The sequence below is a fragment of the Leadbetterella sp. DM7 genome, from assembly GCF_040829825.2.
Lineage (GTDB): Bacteria > Bacteroidota > Bacteroidia > Cytophagales > Spirosomataceae > Leadbetterella.
Map to the genome: position 1 here is coordinate 164,199 of NZ_JBFOLH020000002.1, position 20,361 is coordinate 184,559.

The 20,361-nt window shown below is 50.6% G+C and carries 22 protein-coding genes; 17 read left to right on the top strand and 5 right to left on the bottom strand.

What is annotated here, in order from left to right:
• Positions 1-128 precede the first annotated feature (128 nt).
• The 6 genes from AB2U10_RS02580 (at position 129) to AB2U10_RS02605 (ending at position 5,874) form a co-directional block, all read left to right on the top strand.
• Positions 129-1,379, top strand: a complete 1,251-nt coding sequence (locus AB2U10_RS02580) for a putative DNA modification/repair radical SAM protein (RefSeq protein WP_367915516.1) — start codon at positions 129-131, stop codon at positions 1,377-1,379.
• Between the two features lie 2 nt (positions 1,380-1,381).
• Complete coding sequence (locus AB2U10_RS02585) at positions 1,382-2,140, top strand: TIGR03915 family putative DNA repair protein (protein ID WP_367915515.1); 759 nt, start codon at positions 1,382-1,384, stop codon at positions 2,138-2,140.
• A 98-nt stretch (positions 2,141-2,238) separates the two neighbouring features.
• Complete coding sequence (locus tag AB2U10_RS02590; protein WP_367915514.1) at positions 2,239-2,850, top strand: hypothetical protein; 612 nt, start codon at positions 2,239-2,241, stop codon at positions 2,848-2,850.
• Between the two features lie 65 nt (positions 2,851-2,915).
• Positions 2,916-4,862, top strand: coding sequence for a heavy metal translocating P-type ATPase (locus tag AB2U10_RS02595; RefSeq protein ID WP_367915513.1), 1,947 nt, complete (start codon positions 2,916-2,918; stop codon positions 4,860-4,862).
• Between the two features lie 56 nt (positions 4,863-4,918).
• Positions 4,919-5,407, top strand: a complete 489-nt coding sequence (locus AB2U10_RS02600) for an Xre family toxin-antitoxin system antitoxin (protein WP_367915512.1) — start codon at positions 4,919-4,921, stop codon at positions 5,405-5,407.
• Complete coding sequence (locus AB2U10_RS02605; protein WP_367915511.1) at positions 5,407-5,874, top strand: RES family NAD+ phosphorylase; 468 nt, start codon at positions 5,407-5,409, stop codon at positions 5,872-5,874. The genes AB2U10_RS02600 and AB2U10_RS02605 overlap by 1 nt, the downstream gene beginning before the upstream one ends.
• Before the next feature lie 156 nt (positions 5,875-6,030).
• On the opposite strand, the gene AB2U10_RS02610 is transcribed toward AB2U10_RS02605, so the two are convergent.
• Positions 6,031-6,645, bottom strand: a complete 615-nt coding sequence (locus AB2U10_RS02610) for an inorganic pyrophosphatase (protein ID WP_367915510.1) — start codon at positions 6,643-6,645, stop codon at positions 6,031-6,033.
• 154 nt (positions 6,646-6,799) lie between these two features.
• On the opposite strand from AB2U10_RS02610, the gene AB2U10_RS02615 reads away from it, so the two are divergent.
• The 5 genes from AB2U10_RS02615 to AB2U10_RS02635 all read left to right on the top strand — a co-directional run bounded on the left by AB2U10_RS02615 (position 6,800) and on the right by AB2U10_RS02635 (position 9,781).
• Positions 6,800-7,135, top strand: a complete 336-nt coding sequence (locus AB2U10_RS02615; RefSeq protein ID WP_367915509.1) for a hypothetical protein — start codon at positions 6,800-6,802, stop codon at positions 7,133-7,135.
• A gap of 56 nt (positions 7,136-7,191) precedes the next feature.
• Positions 7,192-7,614: a thioredoxin family protein gene (locus tag AB2U10_RS02620; protein WP_367915508.1), complete on the top strand. Its 423-nt coding sequence runs from the start codon at positions 7,192-7,194 to the stop codon at positions 7,612-7,614.
• Positions 7,615-7,729: 115 nt separating this feature from the next.
• Positions 7,730-8,908 (top strand): thiolase family protein, encoded by a 1,179-nt coding sequence (locus AB2U10_RS02625; RefSeq protein WP_367915507.1) that lies wholly within the window; start codon positions 7,730-7,732, stop codon positions 8,906-8,908.
• 347 nt (positions 8,909-9,255) lie between these two features.
• Positions 9,256-9,495 carry a ribbon-helix-helix domain-containing protein gene (locus AB2U10_RS02630; protein WP_367915506.1) on the top strand — a complete coding sequence of 80 codons (240 nt, stop codon included), beginning with the start codon at positions 9,256-9,258 and terminating at the stop codon, positions 9,493-9,495.
• Positions 9,482-9,781: a type II toxin-antitoxin system RelE/ParE family toxin gene (locus AB2U10_RS02635; RefSeq protein ID WP_367915505.1), complete on the top strand. Its 300-nt coding sequence runs from the start codon at positions 9,482-9,484 to the stop codon at positions 9,779-9,781. The genes AB2U10_RS02630 and AB2U10_RS02635 overlap by 14 nt, the downstream gene beginning before the upstream one ends.
• Here the strand turns inward: AB2U10_RS02635 and hisD are convergent.
• Together hisD and hisG are read right to left on the bottom strand one after the other, a co-directional pair.
• Positions 9,773-11,032 carry a histidinol dehydrogenase gene (gene hisD / locus AB2U10_RS02640; RefSeq protein ID WP_367915504.1) on the bottom strand — a complete coding sequence of 420 codons (1,260 nt, stop codon included), beginning with the start codon at positions 11,030-11,032 and terminating at the stop codon, positions 9,773-9,775. The two genes, AB2U10_RS02635 and hisD, sit on opposite strands and share 9 nt — an antisense overlap.
• Before the next feature lies 1 nt (position 11,033).
• Positions 11,034-11,894: an ATP phosphoribosyltransferase gene (hisG, locus tag AB2U10_RS02645; protein ID WP_367915503.1), complete on the bottom strand. Its 861-nt coding sequence runs from the start codon at positions 11,892-11,894 to the stop codon at positions 11,034-11,036.
• A gap of 393 nt (positions 11,895-12,287) precedes the next feature.
• On the opposite strand from hisG, the gene AB2U10_RS02650 reads away from it, so the two are divergent.
• Genes AB2U10_RS02650 through AB2U10_RS02660 form a run of 3 tightly spaced genes read left to right on the top strand, consistent with a single transcriptional unit; the run spans position 12,288 to position 15,969 of the window.
• Complete coding sequence (locus AB2U10_RS02650) at positions 12,288-13,904, top strand: S8 family serine peptidase (protein ID WP_493820125.1); 1,617 nt, start codon at positions 12,288-12,290, stop codon at positions 13,902-13,904.
• Positions 13,905-13,949: 45 nt separating this feature from the next.
• The gene (locus AB2U10_RS02655) at positions 13,950-14,777 is read left to right on the top strand and encodes a phytanoyl-CoA dioxygenase family protein (RefSeq protein WP_367915501.1); all 828 of its coding nucleotides are present in this window, start codon (positions 13,950-13,952) and stop codon (positions 14,775-14,777) included.
• Between the two features lie 7 nt (positions 14,778-14,784).
• Positions 14,785-15,969: a Gfo/Idh/MocA family protein gene (locus tag AB2U10_RS02660; RefSeq protein ID WP_367915500.1), complete on the top strand. Its 1,185-nt coding sequence runs from the start codon at positions 14,785-14,787 to the stop codon at positions 15,967-15,969.
• Positions 15,970-16,045: 76 nt separating this feature from the next.
• On the opposite strand, the gene gldC is transcribed toward AB2U10_RS02660, so the two are convergent.
• On the bottom strand, positions 16,046-16,456 hold the full coding sequence (gene gldC, locus AB2U10_RS02665) for a gliding motility protein GldC (RefSeq protein WP_367915499.1): 411 nt from the start codon (positions 16,454-16,456) through the stop codon (positions 16,046-16,048).
• 2 nt (positions 16,457-16,458) lie between these two features.
• Entirely contained in the window at positions 16,459-17,175 is a 717-nt protein-coding gene (locus tag AB2U10_RS02670; RefSeq protein ID WP_367915498.1) for a DUF4197 domain-containing protein, read from the bottom strand.
• Between the two features lie 107 nt (positions 17,176-17,282).
• Between AB2U10_RS02670 and AB2U10_RS02675 the strand changes: the two genes are divergently transcribed.
• From AB2U10_RS02675 to AB2U10_RS02685, 3 genes are all read left to right on the top strand, one after another.
• Positions 17,283-18,533, top strand: a complete 1,251-nt coding sequence (locus AB2U10_RS02675) for a competence/damage-inducible protein A (RefSeq protein WP_367915497.1) — start codon at positions 17,283-17,285, stop codon at positions 18,531-18,533.
• Complete coding sequence (locus tag AB2U10_RS02680; protein ID WP_367915496.1) at positions 18,521-19,756, top strand: dihydrolipoamide acetyltransferase family protein; 1,236 nt, start codon at positions 18,521-18,523, stop codon at positions 19,754-19,756. Before AB2U10_RS02675 ends, AB2U10_RS02680 begins: the two co-directional genes overlap by 13 nt.
• Before the next feature lie 110 nt (positions 19,757-19,866).
• Positions 19,867-20,331: a hypothetical protein gene (locus AB2U10_RS02685; protein WP_367915495.1), complete on the top strand. Its 465-nt coding sequence runs from the start codon at positions 19,867-19,869 to the stop codon at positions 20,329-20,331.
• Positions 20,332-20,361 lie beyond the last annotated feature (30 nt).

Consider the following 20,361-nt stretch of genomic DNA (forward strand, 5'->3'; position numbering starts at 1 on the left):
AAGTTACAAAATATCCCCGACATGCATTTGCTATAAATCGTAGCTATTTTCAGAACGAGGATCAGGCCTGCGGTATATTTCATTAATATTGCAGGTATACCGGGTTAAATCTTACATAGAAACTTAGCGTGGAGAGGATAGAGGAAAAACTGAAAATACTGGCCGATGCAGCCAAATACGATGTCAGCTGCAGCTCAAGCGGCAGCAAAAGAAAAAATACGGGCGGCATAGGAGATGCCTCCGCTTCAGGCATCTGCCACACCTATACGGAAGACGGCCGGTGCGTTTCACTGCTGAAAATCCTGCTGACCAATCATTGCATTTACGACTGCGCCTTTTGCGTCAGCAGAAGAAGCAACGATGTCAAACGTGCCGCTTTTACGGTAGAAGAGGTGGTAGACCTGACCATGAATTTCTACCGCAGAAATTACATTGAGGGGCTGTTCCTGAGCTCCGGGATTTTCAAAAATGCCGACTATACCATGGAACGCCTGCTGCGCATCGTAAAAAAGCTGCGCACCGAAGAGCGCTACAACGGGTATATTCACCTGAAGACCATTCCGGGAGCCAGTGAAGAGCTGATCCGTGAAGCCGGGCTTTACGCCGACCGCATGAGCATTAACCTCGAGCTGCCCACCGAGGCCGGGCTGAAGATGGTAGCTCCGGAAAAAGACCACGAATCCGTACGAAAGCCGCTCGCATTTGTCAACAACCAGATCCGGGAACTCCGGTCCGAATCGAAGATCATTAAACACAAGCCGCTATTTGTACCCGCAGGCCAGAGTACCCAGATGGTCATCGGGGCCACCCCTGAAACCGACCTTGAAATCATGCATATCGCCAAAACCTTCTACCGGGATTATAACCTCAAACGGGTGTATTACAGTGCTTACGTGCCGGTTACCAATGAAAACCCTCTCCTGCCGCAGATAGGAAGCGCCCCGCCCCTGGTGCGGGAAAACCGGCTGTACCAAACCGACTGGCTGCTTCGTTTCTACGGTTTTGAGCTGGAGGAAATCCTGCATCCGGGCCATAGCCAGCTGGACCTGGATATGGACCCCAAGCTCAGCTGGGCCCTGCGTAACCCGCATTACTTCCCGGTAGATGTCAATACGGCTGACTACCGCGCTATTCTCCGGATTCCCGGTATAGGCAGGTCGTCGGCCCTGAAAATCGTTCAGGCCCGGAAATTCGGCCGGCTGCACGGGTACCAGCTGCGCAAAATGGGCATCGCCTGGAACCGCGCCCGCCACTTCCTGGTATGTGCCGACAGCCCGCTTATCCTGGGCGCACCTTCCATGATGAGTGTCAAAGCAGCTATCCTGCAAAAACCTGAGGCTCCTAAAAAAGCAGATGTCAGCCAGCTCAGCCTTTTCTGAAAATGTATTATCTCTTTGACGGCACTTATGCCGGTTTTCTCTGCTGCGTCTTTGACAGCTTTGCCCGGAAAGAACCGGAAGCTATCCCTTTGCTTCCTGGAGACCGGCCGGATGAGCTGTTTGAAGCCCGGCGAACCGTTATAACAGATATTGAAAGCGCCGAACGGGTACAAAAGGGCCTGGAAAAACATTCAGGCGCCACCGCGGCACAGGATTTTTACCAGGTATTCCTCTCGGAAGACCGGAAAGCCTGGGCCGCTGCCTTCCGGCTCATTTGCCGGATCTTCACGGCAGGCCCGGACATTCTTCAGAACTTCGGCGATGACGATGTCATCTGCTTTTCACTTACCCTGAAAAAGGTGCACCGCGAACGCCACCGGATGAAAGCGTTTATCCGGTTTCAGAAAAGCAGCGACGGGCTCTTCTTTTCCATCGTAGAACCTGACTTCGACGTCTTACCCCTTATTGCCGGCTTTTTCAGGAATCGCTATGCCGATCAGTCCTGGCTGATCTGGGATAACAAAAGAAAATACGGCCTGCTTTACGATAAAATCACCGTCTCACCCATACAATTATCGCCCGAAGAAAAGACGGCCTTAACCACCGGCGTAACCCTGAGCCTCGACGAACGGGATGAACATTTTCAGCACCTCTGGAAACAATATTTTCAAAGTACTAACATAGAAGCCCGCAAAAACCTGAAGCTTCATTTACGCCACGTACCCAGAAGATACTGGAAATACCTGACCGAAAAACAATAGAATTGAAAACAAATTGCAATAATGTTGCAGGAATCAATTAATTTTGCAGGCAGATTCCGCCGGCATACACTTAATCGCGGAACCGGCATAACAACAGAATGGAGATACTAACAGGAGCCATCATCATCAGCTTATTGCATGCCCTTATTCCCAACCATTGGTTGCCTGTAATTGCTATCGGGCGACAATACAAATGGAGTATTGGCGAAGTAACCCAGGTTACTTTTCTTACGGCGCTTGCCCATGTGCTGAGTACCCTGCTGATTGGCTGGGCCCTCGGGCTGACCGGCCACCAGCTGGCGCTTAATATAGAACACATCACGCACTTTGCGGCTCCGGTCATTCTTACCCTGATGGGTATTGTCTACATCTACCGTCATTATAAGCACAGGCATTTCCATTTGCAGGGAGACCACATAAAAGTCACCTCCAAACGGAACATCATTATCTCGTTATCAATAGCCATGTTTATGTCACCGTGTATGGAGATCGAAGCCCTTTTTCTTATGGCTGGCATGCAGTCTATACAATTACTGGTGACCATTTCGCTTGTTTATGCCCTGGTGACGATCGCCGGCATGCTGTTGCTGGTACGGGTAGCCTATAGAGGCCTGCTGAAATTCGATTCCCATAAGCTGGAGCACAATGCCGGAATCATTACAGGGGCTACGCTTATTCTGACCGGGCTGGCTTCTGCTTTTATTCATTAGATATAGTACTTGCAGTAGCATTGCATTCTCCTGCCGCGTACCTTTGACTAAAAATCAGAGTTTTAATGGCACACGAGCACGAGGAATCCTGTTGCGCACCGGTACACGAGCATGATCATTCGCATGATCACGGGCATGAACATGATGAAAACGGCACACTAAAGCTGTTTATCCCATCCATTATTTCCTTTGTCTTACTACTGGCAGGAATTGCCCTGGATAACTGGATACCGCAAACCTGGTTCAAAGGCTACGTCAGGCTCATCGGGTATGGGGCTGCCTATATCCCGGTGGGGCTGCCGGTGATTAAAGATGCCTTTAAAAGTATACAGAGCGGCGACTTCTTCTCCGAATTTTTCCTGATGGGCATCGCCACCCTGGGGGCATTTGCCATTGCCGAATACCCGGAGGGCGTGGCCGTTATGCTCTTTTACAGCGTAGGCGAAGCCTTCCAGTCTATGGCGGTGGCCAAAGCAAAAGGCAATATCAAGACATTGCTTGACCAGCGCCCCGACCAGGTCTCTGTTCTGCAGGGAGAAGAAATTGTAACTGTCAGGGCAGAAACCGTAAGTATCGGCGACATCATTCACCTGAAGCCCGGCGAAAAGCTGGGGCTTGACGGGCAGCTTCTCTCCGAAACCGCTTCCTTCAATACATCTGCCCTCACCGGCGAGAGCAAACCGGATACCAAACGAAAAGGAGAAACGGTTCTGGCGGGGATGATCAACCTGAATACGGTCAGCCGTGTACAGGTTACTACGGCCTATAAAGACAGTAAGCTGAGCAAGATCCTGGAGCTGGTGCAGAACGCCACCGCCCAAAAGGCGCCTACCGAGCTGTTCATCCGTAAATTTGCAAAGATATACACGCCCATCGTGGTATTCCTGGCTATCGCCATCTGCCTCCTTCCCGCTCTTTTTACAGATGATTACCTATTCAGGGATTGGCTGTACAGGGCCCTTATTTTCCTGGTTATCTCCTGCCCCTGTGCGCTGGTCATCTCCATTCCACTGGGCTACTTCGGCGGGATCGGGGCGGCCAGCCGGAACGGAATTCTCATCAAAGGCAGCAATTACCTGGATGTACTGGCCCAGGCCCGGCATGTGGTCATGGACAAAACCGGTACCCTGACCGAGGGTGTTTTCCGGGTGCAGGAAGCCATCTTCCAGCCGGGATGGGACAAAAATGAGCTTCTGAAATGGGTGAATGCGCTCGAAAGTCACAGCACCCATCCCGTAGCCACTGCCATCCACGAATATGCAGGTCCGGCAGACCGTTCGGTGAAGCTGGAGAATATCGAAGAGGTGGCCGGGCACGGCCTGAAAGCTGACGTAAACGGGAAAGAACTCCTGGCCGGTAATTTCAAGCTCATGGACAAAGCAGGCATTGTTCATCACCTTGACCCGTCGGGCATTGTCCATACGGTGATCGCCATAGCCTATGACGGCCGGTTTGCCGGTTATCTTACCATCGCCGACAGCATTAAGCCCGAAGCCGGGCCGGCCATCCGGCGTTTGCACGAAGCTCATGTAAAAACCACCTTGCTGAGCGGCGACAAAGAAACGGTAGTACAGCACGTAGCCAAAGAGCTGGGAATAGGCAAAGCCTTCGGCGACCTCCTGCCGGAAGACAAAGTCAGCAAAGTAAAAGAGATCAAAGCCGGAAACGAGATTGTGGCCTTTGTGGGCGACGGCGTCAATGATGCCCCGGTAGTAGCCCTGAGCGACGTGGGAATCGCCATGGGTGGCCTGGGCAGCGATGCCACCATTGAAACCGCTGATGTGGTTATCCAGGACGATAACCCCGCCAAAATTCCCCTGGCAATTGCCATCGGTAAAGCTACCCGGAAAATTGTCTGGCAGAACATCGGGCTGGCCTTTGGCGTGAAGGCCATTGTGCTTATCCTGGGTGCCGGCGGACTGGCCACCATGTGGGAGGCGGTTTTCGCCGATGTGGGCGTGGCCCTGCTGGCTATCCTGAACGCCGTTCGGATACAAAGAATGAAATTTTGAAAATTATTTGCAATTACAACATATATGCTTTATATTAGTAGCAAAATAACTATTCCATGTCAAACAAACCGGTAGAATATATTTCAAAGCACAGCAGCCGCAATACGGATAACAAGACCGGAGAATGCTCCCGTTTAACGGTGAGTGACACAGAGGTATACTATTGGAATACCCGCATGGACCGGGTAAACCTGGTCAGGCGTGGGGTATCCTATCATGCCATTGAAGCCATCAGCAAAAAAATGAATACCCCGGTGAAAGATATGCTGGCACTTCTGGATATTCCTCAAACCACTTACAATAAAAAGAAAAGGGAAAACTCCCTGCTTAATGGCCGCGATAGTGAGTTCATCCTTCTTCTGTCTGAATTAACAGATTTCGGCCTGGAAGTCTTTAACGGAGAAGAGCCTAAATTTTCACGCTGGCTGAAAAAGCCGAATCTTTCTTTAGCAGGGCTTACTCCTGAAAGCCTTTTAGACTCTGTTACCGGGATACAGGAGGTTAAAAATGCCCTAAACCGCCTGGAATACGGTAACCTGGCCTGATGAAAGTCTACAGAATTGAGCGGGAAAAGTACCTGCCCCATACCCTGAAAGGGATCGGCGCAGCCCAGAGCGGGGGCTTCCGCTGGAACAGTAAAAACACCTTCCTGGTCTACACGGCAGAGTCAAGGGCGCTGGCTACCCTGGAAGTTTCCGTACATCTTGACCTGAGTGAAGATTTACCGGACGACCGTTACTACGTAGAGATTGAAATTCCGGATGATGTGGTTATCCGGGAACTGACGCTTAAAGACCTGCCCGAAAACTGGAATGCCAAACCACCGGTTACGGCTACTCAGCATATCGGCGATCATTTTGTAATGGAGGGAAAAGCGGCCGTTCTGAAGGTACCCAGTAGCATTGTGCCTCCGGAGTCTAACTACCTGATCAATCCGTATCACCCGGATGCAAAAAAAATCAAAGTGGCTTCAAGCCGGAAAATGAGTTTTGACGGCCGGCTGAAGCCTTGACGAAAGGGCTTCTTATGCCCGGATGTGTCGGAAAGGTCTTAAAAACCTCCAAATGCAAGGCGTTGAGGATGAGGCCGAAGGAGCATACTAACGGTATGTGACTGAGACCTAATTCCGAAAACAACGCAGCAGTTGGTGATTTTTAAGACCCTTTCTTTAAAACGGCTTGAAGATCAGGTCGCGGTAATCTTCCATCGAATTCCGGATCACCCGGTGCGCGTGTTCCTTACCGTACTCATAAGCAATAGAGCAGGTCTGGGGCTCATCCGGAAGATTCTTATAGGTCAGGAAATAATGTTTTAAACGTTCTACCACCGCTTTGGGAAGCTCAGAGAGGTCGTTGTACTGACCATAGATCTGGTCGCCCACCAGCACCGAAATGATCTTGTCATCGGCTTCCCCCTTATCCAGCAGGCAAAAGCCGCCGATAGGGCGCGACTGCAGAATGATATTCCCGCTGGTAATGTTATGACTTGAAAGCACGCAGATATCCAGGGGGTCGCCGTCGCCTTCCACCACTGCCGCTCCGTTGCCCCGGGCTATCTCGGCCACCCGGTCACCGCAATATGTCTGGGGAATAAACCCGTATAACGCAGGAATGATATTCGAATATTTCTGTGGCCGGTCTATTTTTAAATAGCCCGAATCTTTATCAATTTCGTATTTAATGGTATCCGAAGGGACAATTTCAATAAAAGTGGTCACTTTCTCAGGAGCCTCTGATCCTATGGATATCCCATGCCAGGGGTGTGCTTTATATACCGGTTTCATTCGTGTTTTTTTGTACGTAAATTTTAATAATATTTCGGAAAGAAAATAAATAAAAAGTAAAACTAAAAAAATATTTTTACTGTTAGCACGATATATAAACGGATCGCTTTAAACATTATAGTTTTCACTACGCATAATACTATTGTATTAAGAAATGAATAAGCCAAAAGTCATCAAAGACTTCCTGAAATTAGAAGAGCATCTTCAGGAACAAATTCTGGAACAATATCCTGACGGGTATGAAACCAGCCTGATTTTGTTTACCGACAGAGACGGTAAATACGCGCAGGCCCTTCCTTACGAGACTGAAGACAAATTTTATCTCCTTCGTATGCCCCATCTGAAAGCCAAAAAGAATGTCCTCGATACCGAAGCTGCTATTTCGGAAGATGATGAGGAAGAAGAAGATTCTACAGGAGGCTACACCGACCTGGATACCATGCAGATAGGAGGAGGCAAACGCAATGATGACGACGAAGGATACGATTAACCCCGCTCTGACGTTATACTATAAACCGGGAAGAAGAACCCGCTGATACATTTAGAATGAAAAAACTTGGTTTTCTGATCCTGTTAATGGGGTGGCAGCTTGTGCATGCGCAGTCAGGAGGAATTGATTTTGAGTCACCCAGGTGGAAAGATGTGGTCAAAAGAGCCAAAGAAGAAAACAAGCTCATCTTCTTTGATGCCTATACCACATGGTGCAGTCCGTGTTTAAAATTGCAGAATCAGGTTTTCCCTGATAAGGCATTGGGCGAATATTATAACCGGAATTTCATCAATGTCAAATTTGACATGGAGAAAGGCGAGGGAGTAAGCCTGAGCAGGAAATATGCAGTGCAGGTTTACCCTACCCTGTTGTTCATTGATCCGCGCACCGAACGGGTAGTCAACCATGCCGTCGGTTTCAAAAATCCCGAACAATTGCTGCAGCTGGCCGAGCAGGCCATTTCACGGGCAAATTTGTAAAGATTGCGTATCTTTGCTTTATTACTGTGGTTTTGAGTAATCAGCGACTGCCCGCTGGCCCGGATATTGTCCGGAACGCTCTACCCGGAACTTTTGCACTCGGAACTATTATAGTATGAAAGACGTATTTATCGTGGCCGCCAAAAGAACTCCTATCGGGAGTTTCGGCGGGGTATTTGCCGGCATACCGGCTACTGAACTGGGCGCCCTGGCCGTAAAAGGTACCCTTGAAAGCGTGGGTTTTGACCCTTCTGCCGTAGATGAGCTTTATTTCGGTTCGGTAGTGCAGGCTAACCTGGGTCAGGCGCCGGCTACCCAGGTCGTATTGGGTGCAGGCCTGCCTTCATCGGTTCCTGCCACACTGATCAATAAAGTATGTGCTTCCGGCATGAAATCGGTGATGCTGGCCGCCACCAGCATTGCTACCGGAGATAACGGAGCCGTGGTAGCCGGTGGTATGGAAAACATGTCACAGATTCCCTTCTACCTGGAAAAAGCACGCTACGGTTACGGGTACGGCAACGGCACGCTCATTGACGGGCTCGCCAAAGACGGCCTCACCGATGTTTACCAGCAAAAAGCCATGGGATGCTTTGCCGATGCTACGGCTGAAAAGTTCGGCTTAACCCGCGAAGCACAGGATGCCTTTGCCATAAACTCCTACACGCTCGCTGCTGAAAATACGGCAAACGGCTTCTTTCAGAAAGAAATCCTGCCGGTAGAGATCAAAGACAAAAAAGGAAACGTCACCCGGGTATCGGAAGACGAAGAATACAAGCGCGTAAACTTTGAGAAAATACCCGCTTTAAAACCCGTCTTCACCAAAGAAGGCACCGTAACAGCCGCCAATGCGTCTACCATTAACGACGGGGCAGCGGCTTTGCTCCTGGTTTCCCGCGAAGTAATGGAAGCCCGCGGCTTTACCCCCCTGGCAAGAATCGTGAGCTTTGCCGATGCCGCCCAGGCCCCGGAATGGTTCACCACTGCCCCGGTGCTGGCCGCCGGCAAAGCTCTGGAAAGAGCCGGGCTGACAACCGGTGATATCGACTATTTTGAAGTGAACGAAGCCTTTGCCGCCGTGCCCATGGCCTTTGCTGCACAATTGGGTATCCCGGCAGAAAAAATAAATGTTTGCGGCGGCGCCGTAGCACTCGGCCATCCCCTGGGGGCCTCAGGAGCACGGATCATCGTTACCCTGCTGAATGTGCTTCAAAGCCGGAACAGCCGCAGAGGCATGGCCGCTATCTGTAACGGTGGCGGTGGCGCCAGCGCTATTATCATAGAGAGGGTGTAGAGTATTTTGGCGACAGATTTTATGGTAGGCAATACGAAAGTCTCATCAAAGTCTCTCTCAGGCTAGTGTTTAGGTTCAACTCGAACAAAATGAACGATGCCGTTTTTAAATTCAAACGTTATGAAAACGCAAGCCTGGAATATACAGGCATCCGTAAACATAAATCTGAAAGGGTGGGAGGATATGATACCACTACTACAAATAGAGAATTTGAGGAAAAGCTACAGATATTCCCCTGATCGCTGTTCCACTACAGTTGTTTAAAGAGATCTCAACACAATTTTTAAAGAAATACTTGCCCCTGGTGCATTTCTGGTGTATTTTTACACCAAAAGAAGTAAAAAAAAATGACGAGGCAAAGTATTACACTTACCAAACCCAATGATGAGTGGCTCAAAATGCAGGTTGAAAATAAGGAATATACAAATAAAAGTGAGCTGGTCAATGATTTGATACGGAGGGCAAGGGAGACTGAGTGGATAAGAGAAAAACTAAAAAAAGCCGAACTGGGTGGTTTTACAACCATGAGTCCTGAGGAAATACTGGTTCAATCTAAGGAATCGTTACGAATCCATGGCAAGCTATAGGCTCAGTGAAACTGCCAAAGAAGACCTTATCCGGATTCATCAGTTCGGTGTGCTAAAATTTGGAGTGGCACAGGCGGATAAGTATTTCTATGCATTTTTCGGGCAGTTTGAAATTATCGCTAAGCAACCTTACCTGTTCCAACCTGTAGATTACATCCAGCCGGGATATCGACGGTGCGTTTGCGGTGTAGATAGTATATATTATCGGATAGTTGAAACCACCGTGGAAATCATGAGTATTATAGGTCGCCAGGACACTGAAAAAGTCGAAAAAACCTCACTTTAACCGCACTTCCACCGCATTCTTATGAGCATCCAGCTGCTCGGCTTCGGCCATCTTCATTACAGTCTGGCCTATCCCTCTCAGTCCATCGTGCGTAATCTGCTGGTAGGTGATTTTCTTCACAAAGCTGTCAACCGATACCCCGCTGTAGGCTCTTGCATAACCGTTGGTAGGCAGCGTGTGGTTGGTACCCGAAGCATAATCGCCGCAAGACTCGGGGGTATAATGTCCTAAAAATACCGACCCGGCATTCAGCACCTTTTCTCCTGCCTCCTCCGGGTTTTTCACGGCCAGGATCAGGTGCTCGGGAGCATAGCTGTTCAGCAGCTGCATGGCCTGGTCTGTATTTTCTACCAGCACCGCTCTTGAGTTTTCCAGGGCACCCTCCGCCATATCCTTCCGGGGCAGCAGATCCAGCTGTCGCTGTACCTCAGTAAGGGTTTCGTCTATCAGTTTTCCGGAAGTAGAAACCAGCAATACCTGGCTGTCTTTCCCGTGCTCTGCCTGGGAGAGCAGGTCAGCCGCCACAAAAGCCGGATGAGCCGTTTCATCGGCCAGAACAGCTACTTCTGAAGGGCCTGCCGGCATATCTATCGCTACTCCCGACTGGGTTACGAGCTGCTTCGCCGCCGTTACATACTGGTTTCCGGGGCCGAATATCTTATGGACCTTCGGTACGCTTTCCGTTCCGTAAGCCATAGCCGCTATGGCCTGGGCGCCGCCTATTCTGAAAACCCGGGTCACATTGCATTTTAAAGCACAATAATAAATGGCCGGATGATTCCCGGGCGAGCAAAGCACAATTTCCTTACACCCGGCAATAGAGGCCGGGATGCCCAGCATCAGCACCGTGGAAAAAAGCGGGGCGGTTCCACCCGGAATATAAATACCTACTTTCTCAATCCCCACCGGCTTCCGCCAGCAGGTAACTCCCGGCATCGTTTCTACCCTGTCTTCTGCCCGCATTTGCGACTGATGAAACCTGTAAATGTTATCGTACGCCAGGTCTATGGCCTCTTTCAGTTCAGGATCCAGGCTGTCAGCGGCAGTTAAAAGCTCCTGTTCAGAAACCTCAAAATCATCGATCAGCATATTGTCAAAATCCAGGGCAAATTTCTTTAAAGCAAAATCACCCCGGTGCTTCACCTCTTCCAGGACGGGCCTCACCCGGCTTTCTATTTCACCCAGGTCTAAAACCGGCCGCCTGATAATTTCAGCAGCCTCCTGCGGAGACGGATATTTGTATACCTGCATCTTACAATACCATTTTTTCAATTGGAATAACCAGGATACCCTGCGCCCCGGCATCTTTCAGCGACTCGATTTTCTCCCAGAAATCACTTTCTTTCAGCACCGAATGCACCGAGCTCCAGCCTTCTATGGCCAGGGGCATCACGGTGGGGCTTTTCATGCCGGATAAAATGGCCGTAATGGCGTCCAGCTTATCGTTTGGCGCATTCAGCAATACATATTTATGATCTTTGGCGGTCTGAACCGAAGCTATCCGGAACAGGAGCTTATCCAGGATGGTCTGCTTATCGGGGTCCAGGCCGGGATTGGCGATCAGCACAGCCTCGGAGCGGAAAATGCTTTCCAGCTCTTTCAAGCCGTTGCTGAGCAGGGTGCTGCCCGAGCTCACAATATCACAGATGGCATCGGCCAGCCCGATAGAAGGGGCAATCTCCACTGAGCCGCTGATCTCATGGATATGGGCCGTAATACCATGCTTATCCAGGTAATCGCCCAGGATACGGGGATAAGACGTGGCGATGCTCTTCCCGTTCAGATCTTCGGGAAGTACAAAATCGCGTTCTCTTGAAACGGCAATAGAAAGCCGGCATTTTGAAAAACCCAGCGCCTTTACCACATCAACTTTTTTACCCGATTCTACCAGGACGTTCTCCCCCACTATCCCCAGGTCAGCCACTCCGTCTTCCACATAGCCCGGGATGTCGTCGTCGCGCAGGAAAAGGAATTCAGCCGGGAAATTAGACGAAACCGACCTCAGCCGGCCTTTCCCGATTTCCACCTTGATCCCGCATTCCTTAAAGAGATTCAGCGAATCTTCACTGAGTCTTCCCGACTTCTGGATAGCTATTTTTACCGTTTTATTCATTAATTCTCACAAATTGGCACAAAATTAGCCTTATCTCTTGTAAATAAATTGTAGATTCTTTAATATTATTGCCGAATTGAAATTTCCGGTGCTTTTTCTAAAGGAACTACAAGTTCATATCAAAAAAATCATAACCGAAAGTGCCCCGGTTTTTCCTTACTTAACCCTTATAAAAAAATGAAAAATGTGCAATTAAATTATCACAAGGCGAAAGCCAGCACCTCCATTGTAGAATATCGCTGGTTCAAAATTTTAAACATCATCGTGCTTTCAGCTTTGGTACTTATCGGAATTTTCAACCTTAATTTCTAAGCGTATTCCCTGAAGATTTACTTTAAGCTGTATTGTGTTCTACCTGACTTTACGTATATTTGATATAGGTTATTCTGTATCATGCGTAATTTTTTTTCCTGCTTACTGCTTATGCCCTTGCTTGTTCAGGGCCAGGCAAAGTATTTTGTTTACTTAAAAGACAAAGCAGGTTCTGAAAACCTTGCTCCTGAGACTTTCTTATCCGAACGTTCTCTCATCAGGAGAACCAGTCAGCATATTGTCGTTACCGGCAAAGACCTCCCGGTTTCTGCCACTTACCTTACAGAGATCCGTAAGGCCGGCTTCCGGGTGATCGGGAAATCGAAATGGCTGAATGCCGTGCTGGTAGAAGGCGACACCGCCCGCACGAATACCCTGAAAGCCCTGCCCTTTGTGAAGGGTATTGAGGGCAATGCAGACATCCGGGGTGACATTTCGCTCGGGAAATATGCCCGCCTCCGTTCCAAATTCGACCTGCCCCCACCGGTAGATTACGGCAGCTCTGCCACCCAGATCAGGATGCTGGGCGCTGACACCATGCATACCAGCGGGTACCGCGGAAGAGGGGTGCTGGTGGCCGTCATGGACGCCGGTTTCCCGGGAGTTAACACCGCAGATGCATTTGCTCACCTCCGGAGCAGCAATAAAATCAAACATACCTACAATTATGTATACGATACCCCTGACGTTTACCGCGACAACGCACACGGCACCAATGTACTGAGCATCATTGCCGGTTCTATTCCCGGAAAGCTCTCCGGAACCGCCCCCGAAGCAGATGTGGCCCTCTATGTTACCGAAGATGCCCTGGAATACAACGAATCCAAAATAGAAGAAGTGTATTGGGTGCTGGCAGCAGAACACGCCGACAGCCTCGGCGCTGACGTGATCAATACTTCCCTGGGCTATTATGAATTTATAGATACCACCCAGAACTATACCTATCAGCAAATGGACGGTAAAACCACTATCATTGCCCGGGGAGCAGACTATGCCACCCGTACGGGAATGATTGTGGTAAATTCGGCAGGAAATGAAGGCAACGACAAATGGAGATACATCTGTACACCGGCCGATGCCGAATACGTTATAGCGGTAGGAGCGGTAAACGCCGGCCGGCAAAAAGCCGCTTTCAGCTCTTTCGGGCCCTCGGCTGACGGCCGGATAAAACCCGACGTGAGCGCCATGGGCCAGGCTACAGCCCTGAGCAATTCCGGCTCATCGGTATACACCGGTAACGGAACCTCGTATTCCGGACCGCTGATAGCCGGTTTTATGGCCGGGCTGCGGCAACAGTTCCCTACCCTCACGGCCCTGCAGCTGCGGGATATCCTGATCCGGTCGGCTGACCGTTACCTTACACCCGACAATGAATACGGCTACGGTATTCCCAGCTATACCAGGGCCCGGGCCATTGCCTACCGCGATTACATTGTCATGGCCAATGCGCCTGAAAACCTGCAGATCCTTGCCTACCCCAATCCGCTGGCTTCCTCCCGTGAGCTCTCGATCGCCCTCAACGGCCGGCTGCTTCCGGATACCGAAAAGGTCACGGTCACCGACAATTGGGGAAGGGTGATCCGCAGGGATATGGAAAAAGCCCGGCTGAACCTGCAGGATCTTGACGACGGGGTGTATAACATATCGGTCATGCACGAAGGAAAAATGTATTCGGGCAGGCTGGTGATCAAAAAATAAGACAATTGCGGGGCAATTCCCGGTGTACAGATAAATACGGTTAAAATGAAAAACTACCTGCTTACGGAAACAGAAGTGGAAGCCTACCGGCAGGACGGCTACCTGATTGTACGGAATTTTTTAAGCCGTACAGAAGTAGACAAGCTCTACAAAATAGCGGTGGGAGACGATGCCGTCAATACCCATGCTATTGACCTGAACGACACCACCGGTAAAAAAACCCGGCTGACGCTCTGGTACAAACCCGGCAATGACGCTTACGGCCTGCTGACCAGGAGCGGGCGAATGGTCAACAATGCCGGTAAGCTGATGGACGGGGACTCGGCCGTGTGTCACTTTCATTCCAAGCTGATGCAAAAAGAGCCTAAAGTAGGCGGCGCATGGGAATGGCACCAGGACTACGGCTACTGGTACAAAAATGAGTTTCTTTTTCCTGACCAGATGATCTCGGTGATGGTAGCCGTTACCGACGCCAACCGGGCCAACGGTTGCCTCCAGGTGATCAGGGGCTCGCACAAAATGGGGCGCATAGAGCACGGTTTCGCCGGTGAGCAGGTCGGGGCCTCCCAGCACTATGTAGACCTCGCATTAAAAACCCTTGAGCACGTGTATGTGGAACTGCAGGCCGGCGATGCCCTCTTTTTTCACAGCAACCTCATTCACCGTTCGGAAGCCAACACCTCAGACCATGCCCGCTGGTCTGTTATTTCCTGCTATAACCGGGCAGCTAACCTGCCGTACAATGAACCTTCGGGTAACAGCACCCTGCCGCTGGAAACCGTACCTGACGAAGCCCTCCTGGCATGGGACTCGTCAGCACGGCTGGATGCTTCGGGTTTCCTGAAAAAAGAAAATGATCAGGCTTTAAAATAAACCGCTTATGGCAAAGATATGTATCCTGGGAGGAGGTTTTATCGGCCGGTTTTATGCCGACTCGCTAACCGGCAAACGAACGGCTGACCGCCTGACGGCAGTGTACTCCCGCAGCAAAACCAGCGCTGAGCGTTTCGCTCGTGATTATCAGGTGCCACATCATTTCACCGATATGGAGGAAGCCGTTGCGCATCCGGAATCGGAGATCGTGGTGATCGGCCTGCCCAATTTCCAGCATGAAGAAGCCGTGAACCTCTGCGTGAAACACAAAAAGGCCGTGCTGTGCACCAAGCCGCTGGGCAGGAACGCCGATGAAGCCCTGCGGATGCTCAGGGCGGTAGAAGAAGCCGGGATTTTTGCCGGCTATCTCGAAGACCTGTGCTACACGCCCAAATTCCTGAAATCATTAAAGTCGGTTCAGAACGGGGCTGTCGGGCGGGTGCTTTGGGCCAAATCAAGAGAAACCCACCCCGGTCCGCACGCCGAATGGTTCTGGGATATGGACCTGGCCGGTGGCGGAGCCATGCTCGACATGGGCTGCCACTGCGTGGAGATCTCCAGGAACTTCATAGGAAAAGACATCCTGCCGGTAGAAGTAATGTGCTGGGCCGACACCCAGGTCAAGCCCATTGAAGCCGAAGATCATGCGATTGGCCTGGTAAAATACGAGAACGGGGCCATCGGTCAATTCGAAGTCTCCTGGACCTTCCGGGGCGGCATGGACCTGCGTGACGAGGTGATGGGCACCGAGGGCACCATCTGGATCAACTCGTGGCTGCGTACCGGCTTTGAAATGTTCACCAGCGGAGAAGGCAACGGTTACGTGGTGGAAAAGGCGGAGTCGGCCTCCGGCTGGCAGTTTCCTGTAGGCGATGAAGCCCATGAGCTGGGCTACACCAACATGTTCACGGATATGCTGAGCGCCTGGGAGAAAGGAGAGCAGCCACAGGAAACCTTCTATGACGGCTACGTGGTCAACGCGGTGATTGACGCAGCCTACAGGTCGTCTGAAACCAAACAATGGGAACCCGTGAAGCTGCCGCTCTGGCGGGGACAGACAGGCATTCAAAAACCCTCTGTGTACAAAGAATACGACCAGGATCACTGGCTGATCAAAGAAGAAACCTTGCCCAACGGTGACCGGGTAACCCTTCTGAAAGAAAAGAAATCAGGAAAAATACTGCAGAAATAAAAAAGCTGCCCGGAAAGCGCACACATGTGCCGGCTCTCCGGGCAGTTCTTATTTTGCACGGTTATCCGGGCCTGTTTCAGCCCTTCTGCATTTTCTTTTTGGTTTGCTCCAGCAAAGCGGCGAGGCCGTCTTCCGGGGCAGGAGTACCGCTCTGCTCCTGCTTTGCCTGTTCGTTCAGGTGCTTGGTCATCTGCCGCCCGGCATCTTCCAGGATACCGATCATCTTTTCATCCTGCGTGGAATCGCGGAGCATCTGCACCAGGTTGCCGATCATATCTACGGCAAAATGGTTCATTTCATCTACCGGCATTTCCTTGGTCCAGAGATTGATGCCCAGCAGTCCGCGGTGATAGTGATCCCAGACACTGATAGAGATAGCCTTGGTTTCATTAATCCCTTCATTGGGGTTCTCGGTGGCGTCCCAAAAGATCTTCTCCGGAACCCTATCCTTATCTAACTGAATTTCAAAACTGATTTCTGACTTCATGCTTAATTGTTAATACTACCAAATACTCTTTTTAACAGGTCGGTAGTGCGGGCCAGCGGGTTCTCCCTGATCTTCGCTTCCTCCTGCGCTACCAGTATAAATAACCCGTCAATTGCCTTTTGAGTTGCATAAGCCTGTAAATCGGGATTAATTTTTGTTACAAACGGCACTTTGTTATAGGTATTGGCCAGGTCGCTATAGTATTTGGTGGCCTGGGTGGCGTCAAGGGCCTTCTGTACATGAGGGGCAAACGCCTGGGTAAGCTGGGCTGTGGTCACCCGCTTCAGGAACTGGGTAGCGGCATCTTTTTCGCCTCTTAAAATATTAAACGCATCGGTGATGGTCAGCTGCTTAATGGCCGAAACAAAGATAGGGGTAGCTTCTTTTGCCGCTTTCTCAGCCCCCCGGTTCAGGGCGGTTACAAATTTATCCACTTCCCCGCCCAGACCGATATTCCGCAAGGTGCTTTCTACTTTCTGTACTTCCGGCGGAAAAGGAATCCGGATGAGCGAGTTGCCCAGGAATCCGTCAACGGCAGAAGCCTGTGTGGCCCCGTTGGTTATGCCTACTACCAGGGCTTCTTTCAGGCCGCTGGCTACTTCTCCTTCTGTCAACGGACCGTTTAAAACACTTCCTAAAACACCCCCGAGGTTTACATTCTGGGCACACGACACCAGGGCCATGGCTAAAAAGGGAATAATGATAATTTTCTTTAACATGATTTAACTGTTTGCTATATTAGACGCAAAAATAGAGACTTTTGTAACGGGAACAGATAAATGATTTTCAAAAGTCGACAAAACAACCTGTCAGAACAGATATACATATGAACCCGGTAACGGCTGAAATAGTAACCATAGGTGATGAGATCCTGTACGGTCAGATCACCGACACCAACTCGCAATGGATGGCCGAAGAGCTCTCTGCTCTCGGGATAAAAGTAACCCGCACCACCTCGGTGGCAGACACCGCCCGTGAAATCATCTTCATTCTCGATGAATCACTGAGCCGTGCCGATATCGTGCTGCTGACCGGCGGACTGGGCCCGACCAAAGACGACGTCACCAAGAAAACACTTTGCAGCTATACGGAAGATGTGCTGGCGATCAACACCCGGGCCGAGGCACATATCCGGCACCTTTTTGAAAGCCGCGGTCTGCCTTTTACAGAAATGAACCGGCAGCAGGCGGCCGTCCCCTCCCGTTGCGAATACCTCCACAACGCCGCAGGTACCGCACCGGGCATGTGGTTCAACTACCGGAACAAGGCAATAGTTTCTATGGCGGGGGTTCCGTCAGAGATGAAATACCTCATGACACACGAGGTGCTGCCCCGCATCAGGGAGCGTTTCAAAACCCCGGCTATCACCCATCGCTATATCAAAACCATCGGCATCGGCGAATCTTTCCTGGCTGAGAAAATTGCACAATGGGAAGACAGCCTCCCGTCACATATCAAGCTGGCGTACCTGCCTTCTGTAGCAGAGGTTAAGCTGAGGCTCACCGCTTTCGGTGAAAATACCACCACAGAACTGGATCAAAAAACAGAGGAAGTGCTGCCCCTGATCCGGGAGTATGTATACGCTACGGAAGACATTTCCTTCGAAGAAGCCATAGGAAAGCTGCTTCTGGAACAGGGCGCTACCCTCTCCACGGCCGAAAGCTGCACCGGGGGGAACATTGCCCGTAAGATCACGGAGATAGCGGGCAGCTCAGACTACTTTCTGGGAAGCGTGGTCAGCTATGCCAATTCAGCAAAATTGGATATTTTAAAGGTTAAATCAGAAACTTTGAGTAATTTTGGGGCCGTAAGTGAACCAACCGTAATAGAAATGGCCGAAGGTGTTCAGCGTTTAACAGGGTCTACCTATGCGGTTTCCACCTCGGGTATAGCAGGCCCCGGAGGCGGCACACCGGAAAAACCGGTGGGTACCATCTGGATGGCCGCCACCAATGGGCGGGAAACGGTAACCCGGAAACTGAACCTGGGCAAAGACCGGTTGACCAACATCACCTATACCACCAAGGCGGCTTTAAATTTATTGCGGCTTCAACTAACAGGCAAATGGCAAAAATAGAGATTTTAATGCCCAATATGGGGGAAAGCATCTTTGAATGTACCGTGCTGAAATGGCTGGTCAGTGAAGGCGACCGCGTAGAGGTTGACGACATGATCATTGAAGTGGCTACAGACAAGATTGATACCGAGATCGGCAGCTCTCACAGCGGGGTGATCACCCGTTTCCTGGTGCAGGAAGGTCACGTGGCCAAAATCGGCGAGCCCATCTGTGAAATTGAAGTGGAAGGAGCCGCTCCCAAAGTGGAGATCCCCGAGCCCAAAGTAATCCAGGAGCTGGAAACAGGGATCAGGAAAGCCGCGGAAACCGTAGCACCGGAAAGCCCTGCTGACGGGCGGTTCTACTCGCCGCTGGTGCTGAATATTGCCCGGCAGGAAAACATCAGCCGGGAGGAACTGAACAAAATCTCCGGCACGGGACAGAACAACCGGGTGACCAAAGACGATATCCTGGGCTATATTCAGAACCGGGCCGGAGCTGCGCCTGCTGCTCCGCAGATTACCCCTTCAGCTGCGGGCGACCAGGTCATTGAAATGGACCGGATGCGGAAGATGATTGCCCAGCGCATGGTAGACTCCAAGCGTATTTCTCCCCATGTCACCTCTTTCATTGAAACCGATATGACGCGGGTTTCGCAATGGCGGAGTTCGGTAAAAGACGACTTTAAGAAAAAGTACAACGAAAATATCACCTTCACCCCTATCCTGATCCAGGCCATTGTAGCGGCCATCCGGAAATTCCCGGCCATTAACGTACAGGTAGACGGTGAAAAAATTATTTACAAAAAAGACATCAACATCGGCATGGCAGTAGCCCTGCCTAACGGCAACCTGATTGTGCCGGTAATTCACCAGGCCGACAAATATACTCTCGCTCAGCTCTCTGCCAGGGTAAATGACCTGGCTAACCGGGCCCGCAACAACCAGCTGAAGCCGGAAGAGCTGGTAGGTGGAACCTATACCATGTCGAACATCGGCGGGTTCGGAAACCTGGCCGGCACCCCCATCATTGTACAGCCCCAGGTAGCGATCATGGCCTTCGGTATTATCCGGAAAATGGCTTCGGTTATTGAGACGCCCGAGGGTGATGTGATCGGTATACGGCAGAAAATGATTATCTCTCATTCGTATGACCACCGGGTGGTAGACGGCTCACTGGGCGGGTTATTCCTGAAAGAAGTATCTGACCAGCTGGAAGCCTACACCGGGAAAACAGAAGGGTAAAAAGCGGCGGCCGGCACCTAATTTAGAATAAGAACAATTTACAGGAGGGAGAACCGGGATTTGGGAAATACAAGCGATATTTGCCTTTGAATCAAACCCGGATAAACGATATGTATCCTCATTTATTAGCAACACATAACCTGCTGCGGTGGGTATTTTTAGTGTTTATTCTTATCTCCCTGGTGCAGGCATACAGCGGCTGGCTGGGCAACAGGCCGTACACCAAAATTGCCAATCTCTTTAAGACACTTACGGTAAGCACCATTCATCTTCAGCTGATCATTGGAGTGATCCTGTACTTTGTGAGTCCGTTAGTTGCCGAATTCCTGGGCAATGTGGGCGGCTCCATGAAAAACAAAGATCTCCGCTTCTTCGGAATGGAGCACGCGGTGATGATGCTTCTGGCAGTAGTATGTGTGACCATCGGTTCGGCCAAATCCAAAAGGCAGCCCAACGATGCGGCAAAATACAAAACCATTGCCATCTGGTTTACCATTGCCCTGGTGCTCATCCTGGTAGCGGTGCCTTCTGAGTTCTCACCCATGAACATAAGGCCGAACTTCAGGGCATTCTGAGCAGCTCCTGCAGTCGGTTTCCCGGTTCTC

What these genes read in the sequence shown, in the direction of transcription:
- AB2U10_RS02585 (WP_367915515.1), top strand. Translation starts at nt 1,382, where the DNA reads ATGTATTATCTCTTTGACGGCACTTATGCCGGTTTTCTCTGCTGCGTC.
- AB2U10_RS02590 (WP_367915514.1), top strand. Translation starts at nt 2,239, where the DNA reads ATGGAGATACTAACAGGAGCCATCATCATCAGCTTATTGCATGCCCTT.
- AB2U10_RS02595 (WP_367915513.1), top strand. Translation starts at nt 2,916, where the DNA reads ATGGCACACGAGCACGAGGAATCCTGTTGCGCACCGGTACACGAGCAT.
- AB2U10_RS02600 (WP_367915512.1), top strand. Translation starts at nt 4,919, where the DNA reads ATGTCAAACAAACCGGTAGAATATATTTCAAAGCACAGCAGCCGCAAT.
- AB2U10_RS02605 (WP_367915511.1), top strand. Translation starts at nt 5,407, where the DNA reads ATGAAAGTCTACAGAATTGAGCGGGAAAAGTACCTGCCCCATACCCTG.
- AB2U10_RS02610 (WP_367915510.1), bottom strand. Translation starts at nt 6,645, where the DNA reads ATGAAACCGGTATATAAAGCACACCCCTGGCATGGGATATCCATAGGA.
- AB2U10_RS02615 (WP_367915509.1), top strand. Translation starts at nt 6,800, where the DNA reads ATGAATAAGCCAAAAGTCATCAAAGACTTCCTGAAATTAGAAGAGCAT.
- AB2U10_RS02620 (WP_367915508.1), top strand. Translation starts at nt 7,192, where the DNA reads ATGAAAAAACTTGGTTTTCTGATCCTGTTAATGGGGTGGCAGCTTGTG.
- AB2U10_RS02625 (WP_367915507.1), top strand. Translation starts at nt 7,730, where the DNA reads ATGAAAGACGTATTTATCGTGGCCGCCAAAAGAACTCCTATCGGGAGT.
- AB2U10_RS02630 (WP_367915506.1), top strand. Translation starts at nt 9,256, where the DNA reads ATGACGAGGCAAAGTATTACACTTACCAAACCCAATGATGAGTGGCTC.
- AB2U10_RS02635 (WP_367915505.1), top strand. Translation starts at nt 9,482, where the DNA reads ATGGCAAGCTATAGGCTCAGTGAAACTGCCAAAGAAGACCTTATCCGG.
- hisD (WP_367915504.1), bottom strand. Translation starts at nt 11,032, where the DNA reads ATGCAGGTATACAAATATCCGTCTCCGCAGGAGGCTGCTGAAATTATC.
- hisG (WP_367915503.1), bottom strand. Translation starts at nt 11,894, where the DNA reads ATGAATAAAACGGTAAAAATAGCTATCCAGAAGTCGGGAAGACTCAGT.
- AB2U10_RS02650 (WP_493820125.1), top strand. Translation starts at nt 12,288, where the DNA reads ATGCGTAATTTTTTTTCCTGCTTACTGCTTATGCCCTTGCTTGTTCAG.
- AB2U10_RS02655 (WP_367915501.1), top strand. Translation starts at nt 13,950, where the DNA reads ATGAAAAACTACCTGCTTACGGAAACAGAAGTGGAAGCCTACCGGCAG.
- AB2U10_RS02660 (WP_367915500.1), top strand. Translation starts at nt 14,785, where the DNA reads ATGGCAAAGATATGTATCCTGGGAGGAGGTTTTATCGGCCGGTTTTAT.
- gldC (WP_367915499.1), bottom strand. Translation starts at nt 16,456, where the DNA reads ATGAAGTCAGAAATCAGTTTTGAAATTCAGTTAGATAAGGATAGGGTT.
- AB2U10_RS02670 (WP_367915498.1), bottom strand. Translation starts at nt 17,175, where the DNA reads ATGTTAAAGAAAATTATCATTATTCCCTTTTTAGCCATGGCCCTGGTG.
- AB2U10_RS02675 (WP_367915497.1), top strand. Translation starts at nt 17,283, where the DNA reads ATGAACCCGGTAACGGCTGAAATAGTAACCATAGGTGATGAGATCCTG.
- AB2U10_RS02680 (WP_367915496.1), top strand. Translation starts at nt 18,521, where the DNA reads ATGGCAAAAATAGAGATTTTAATGCCCAATATGGGGGAAAGCATCTTT.
- AB2U10_RS02685 (WP_367915495.1), top strand. Translation starts at nt 19,867, where the DNA reads ATGTATCCTCATTTATTAGCAACACATAACCTGCTGCGGTGGGTATTT.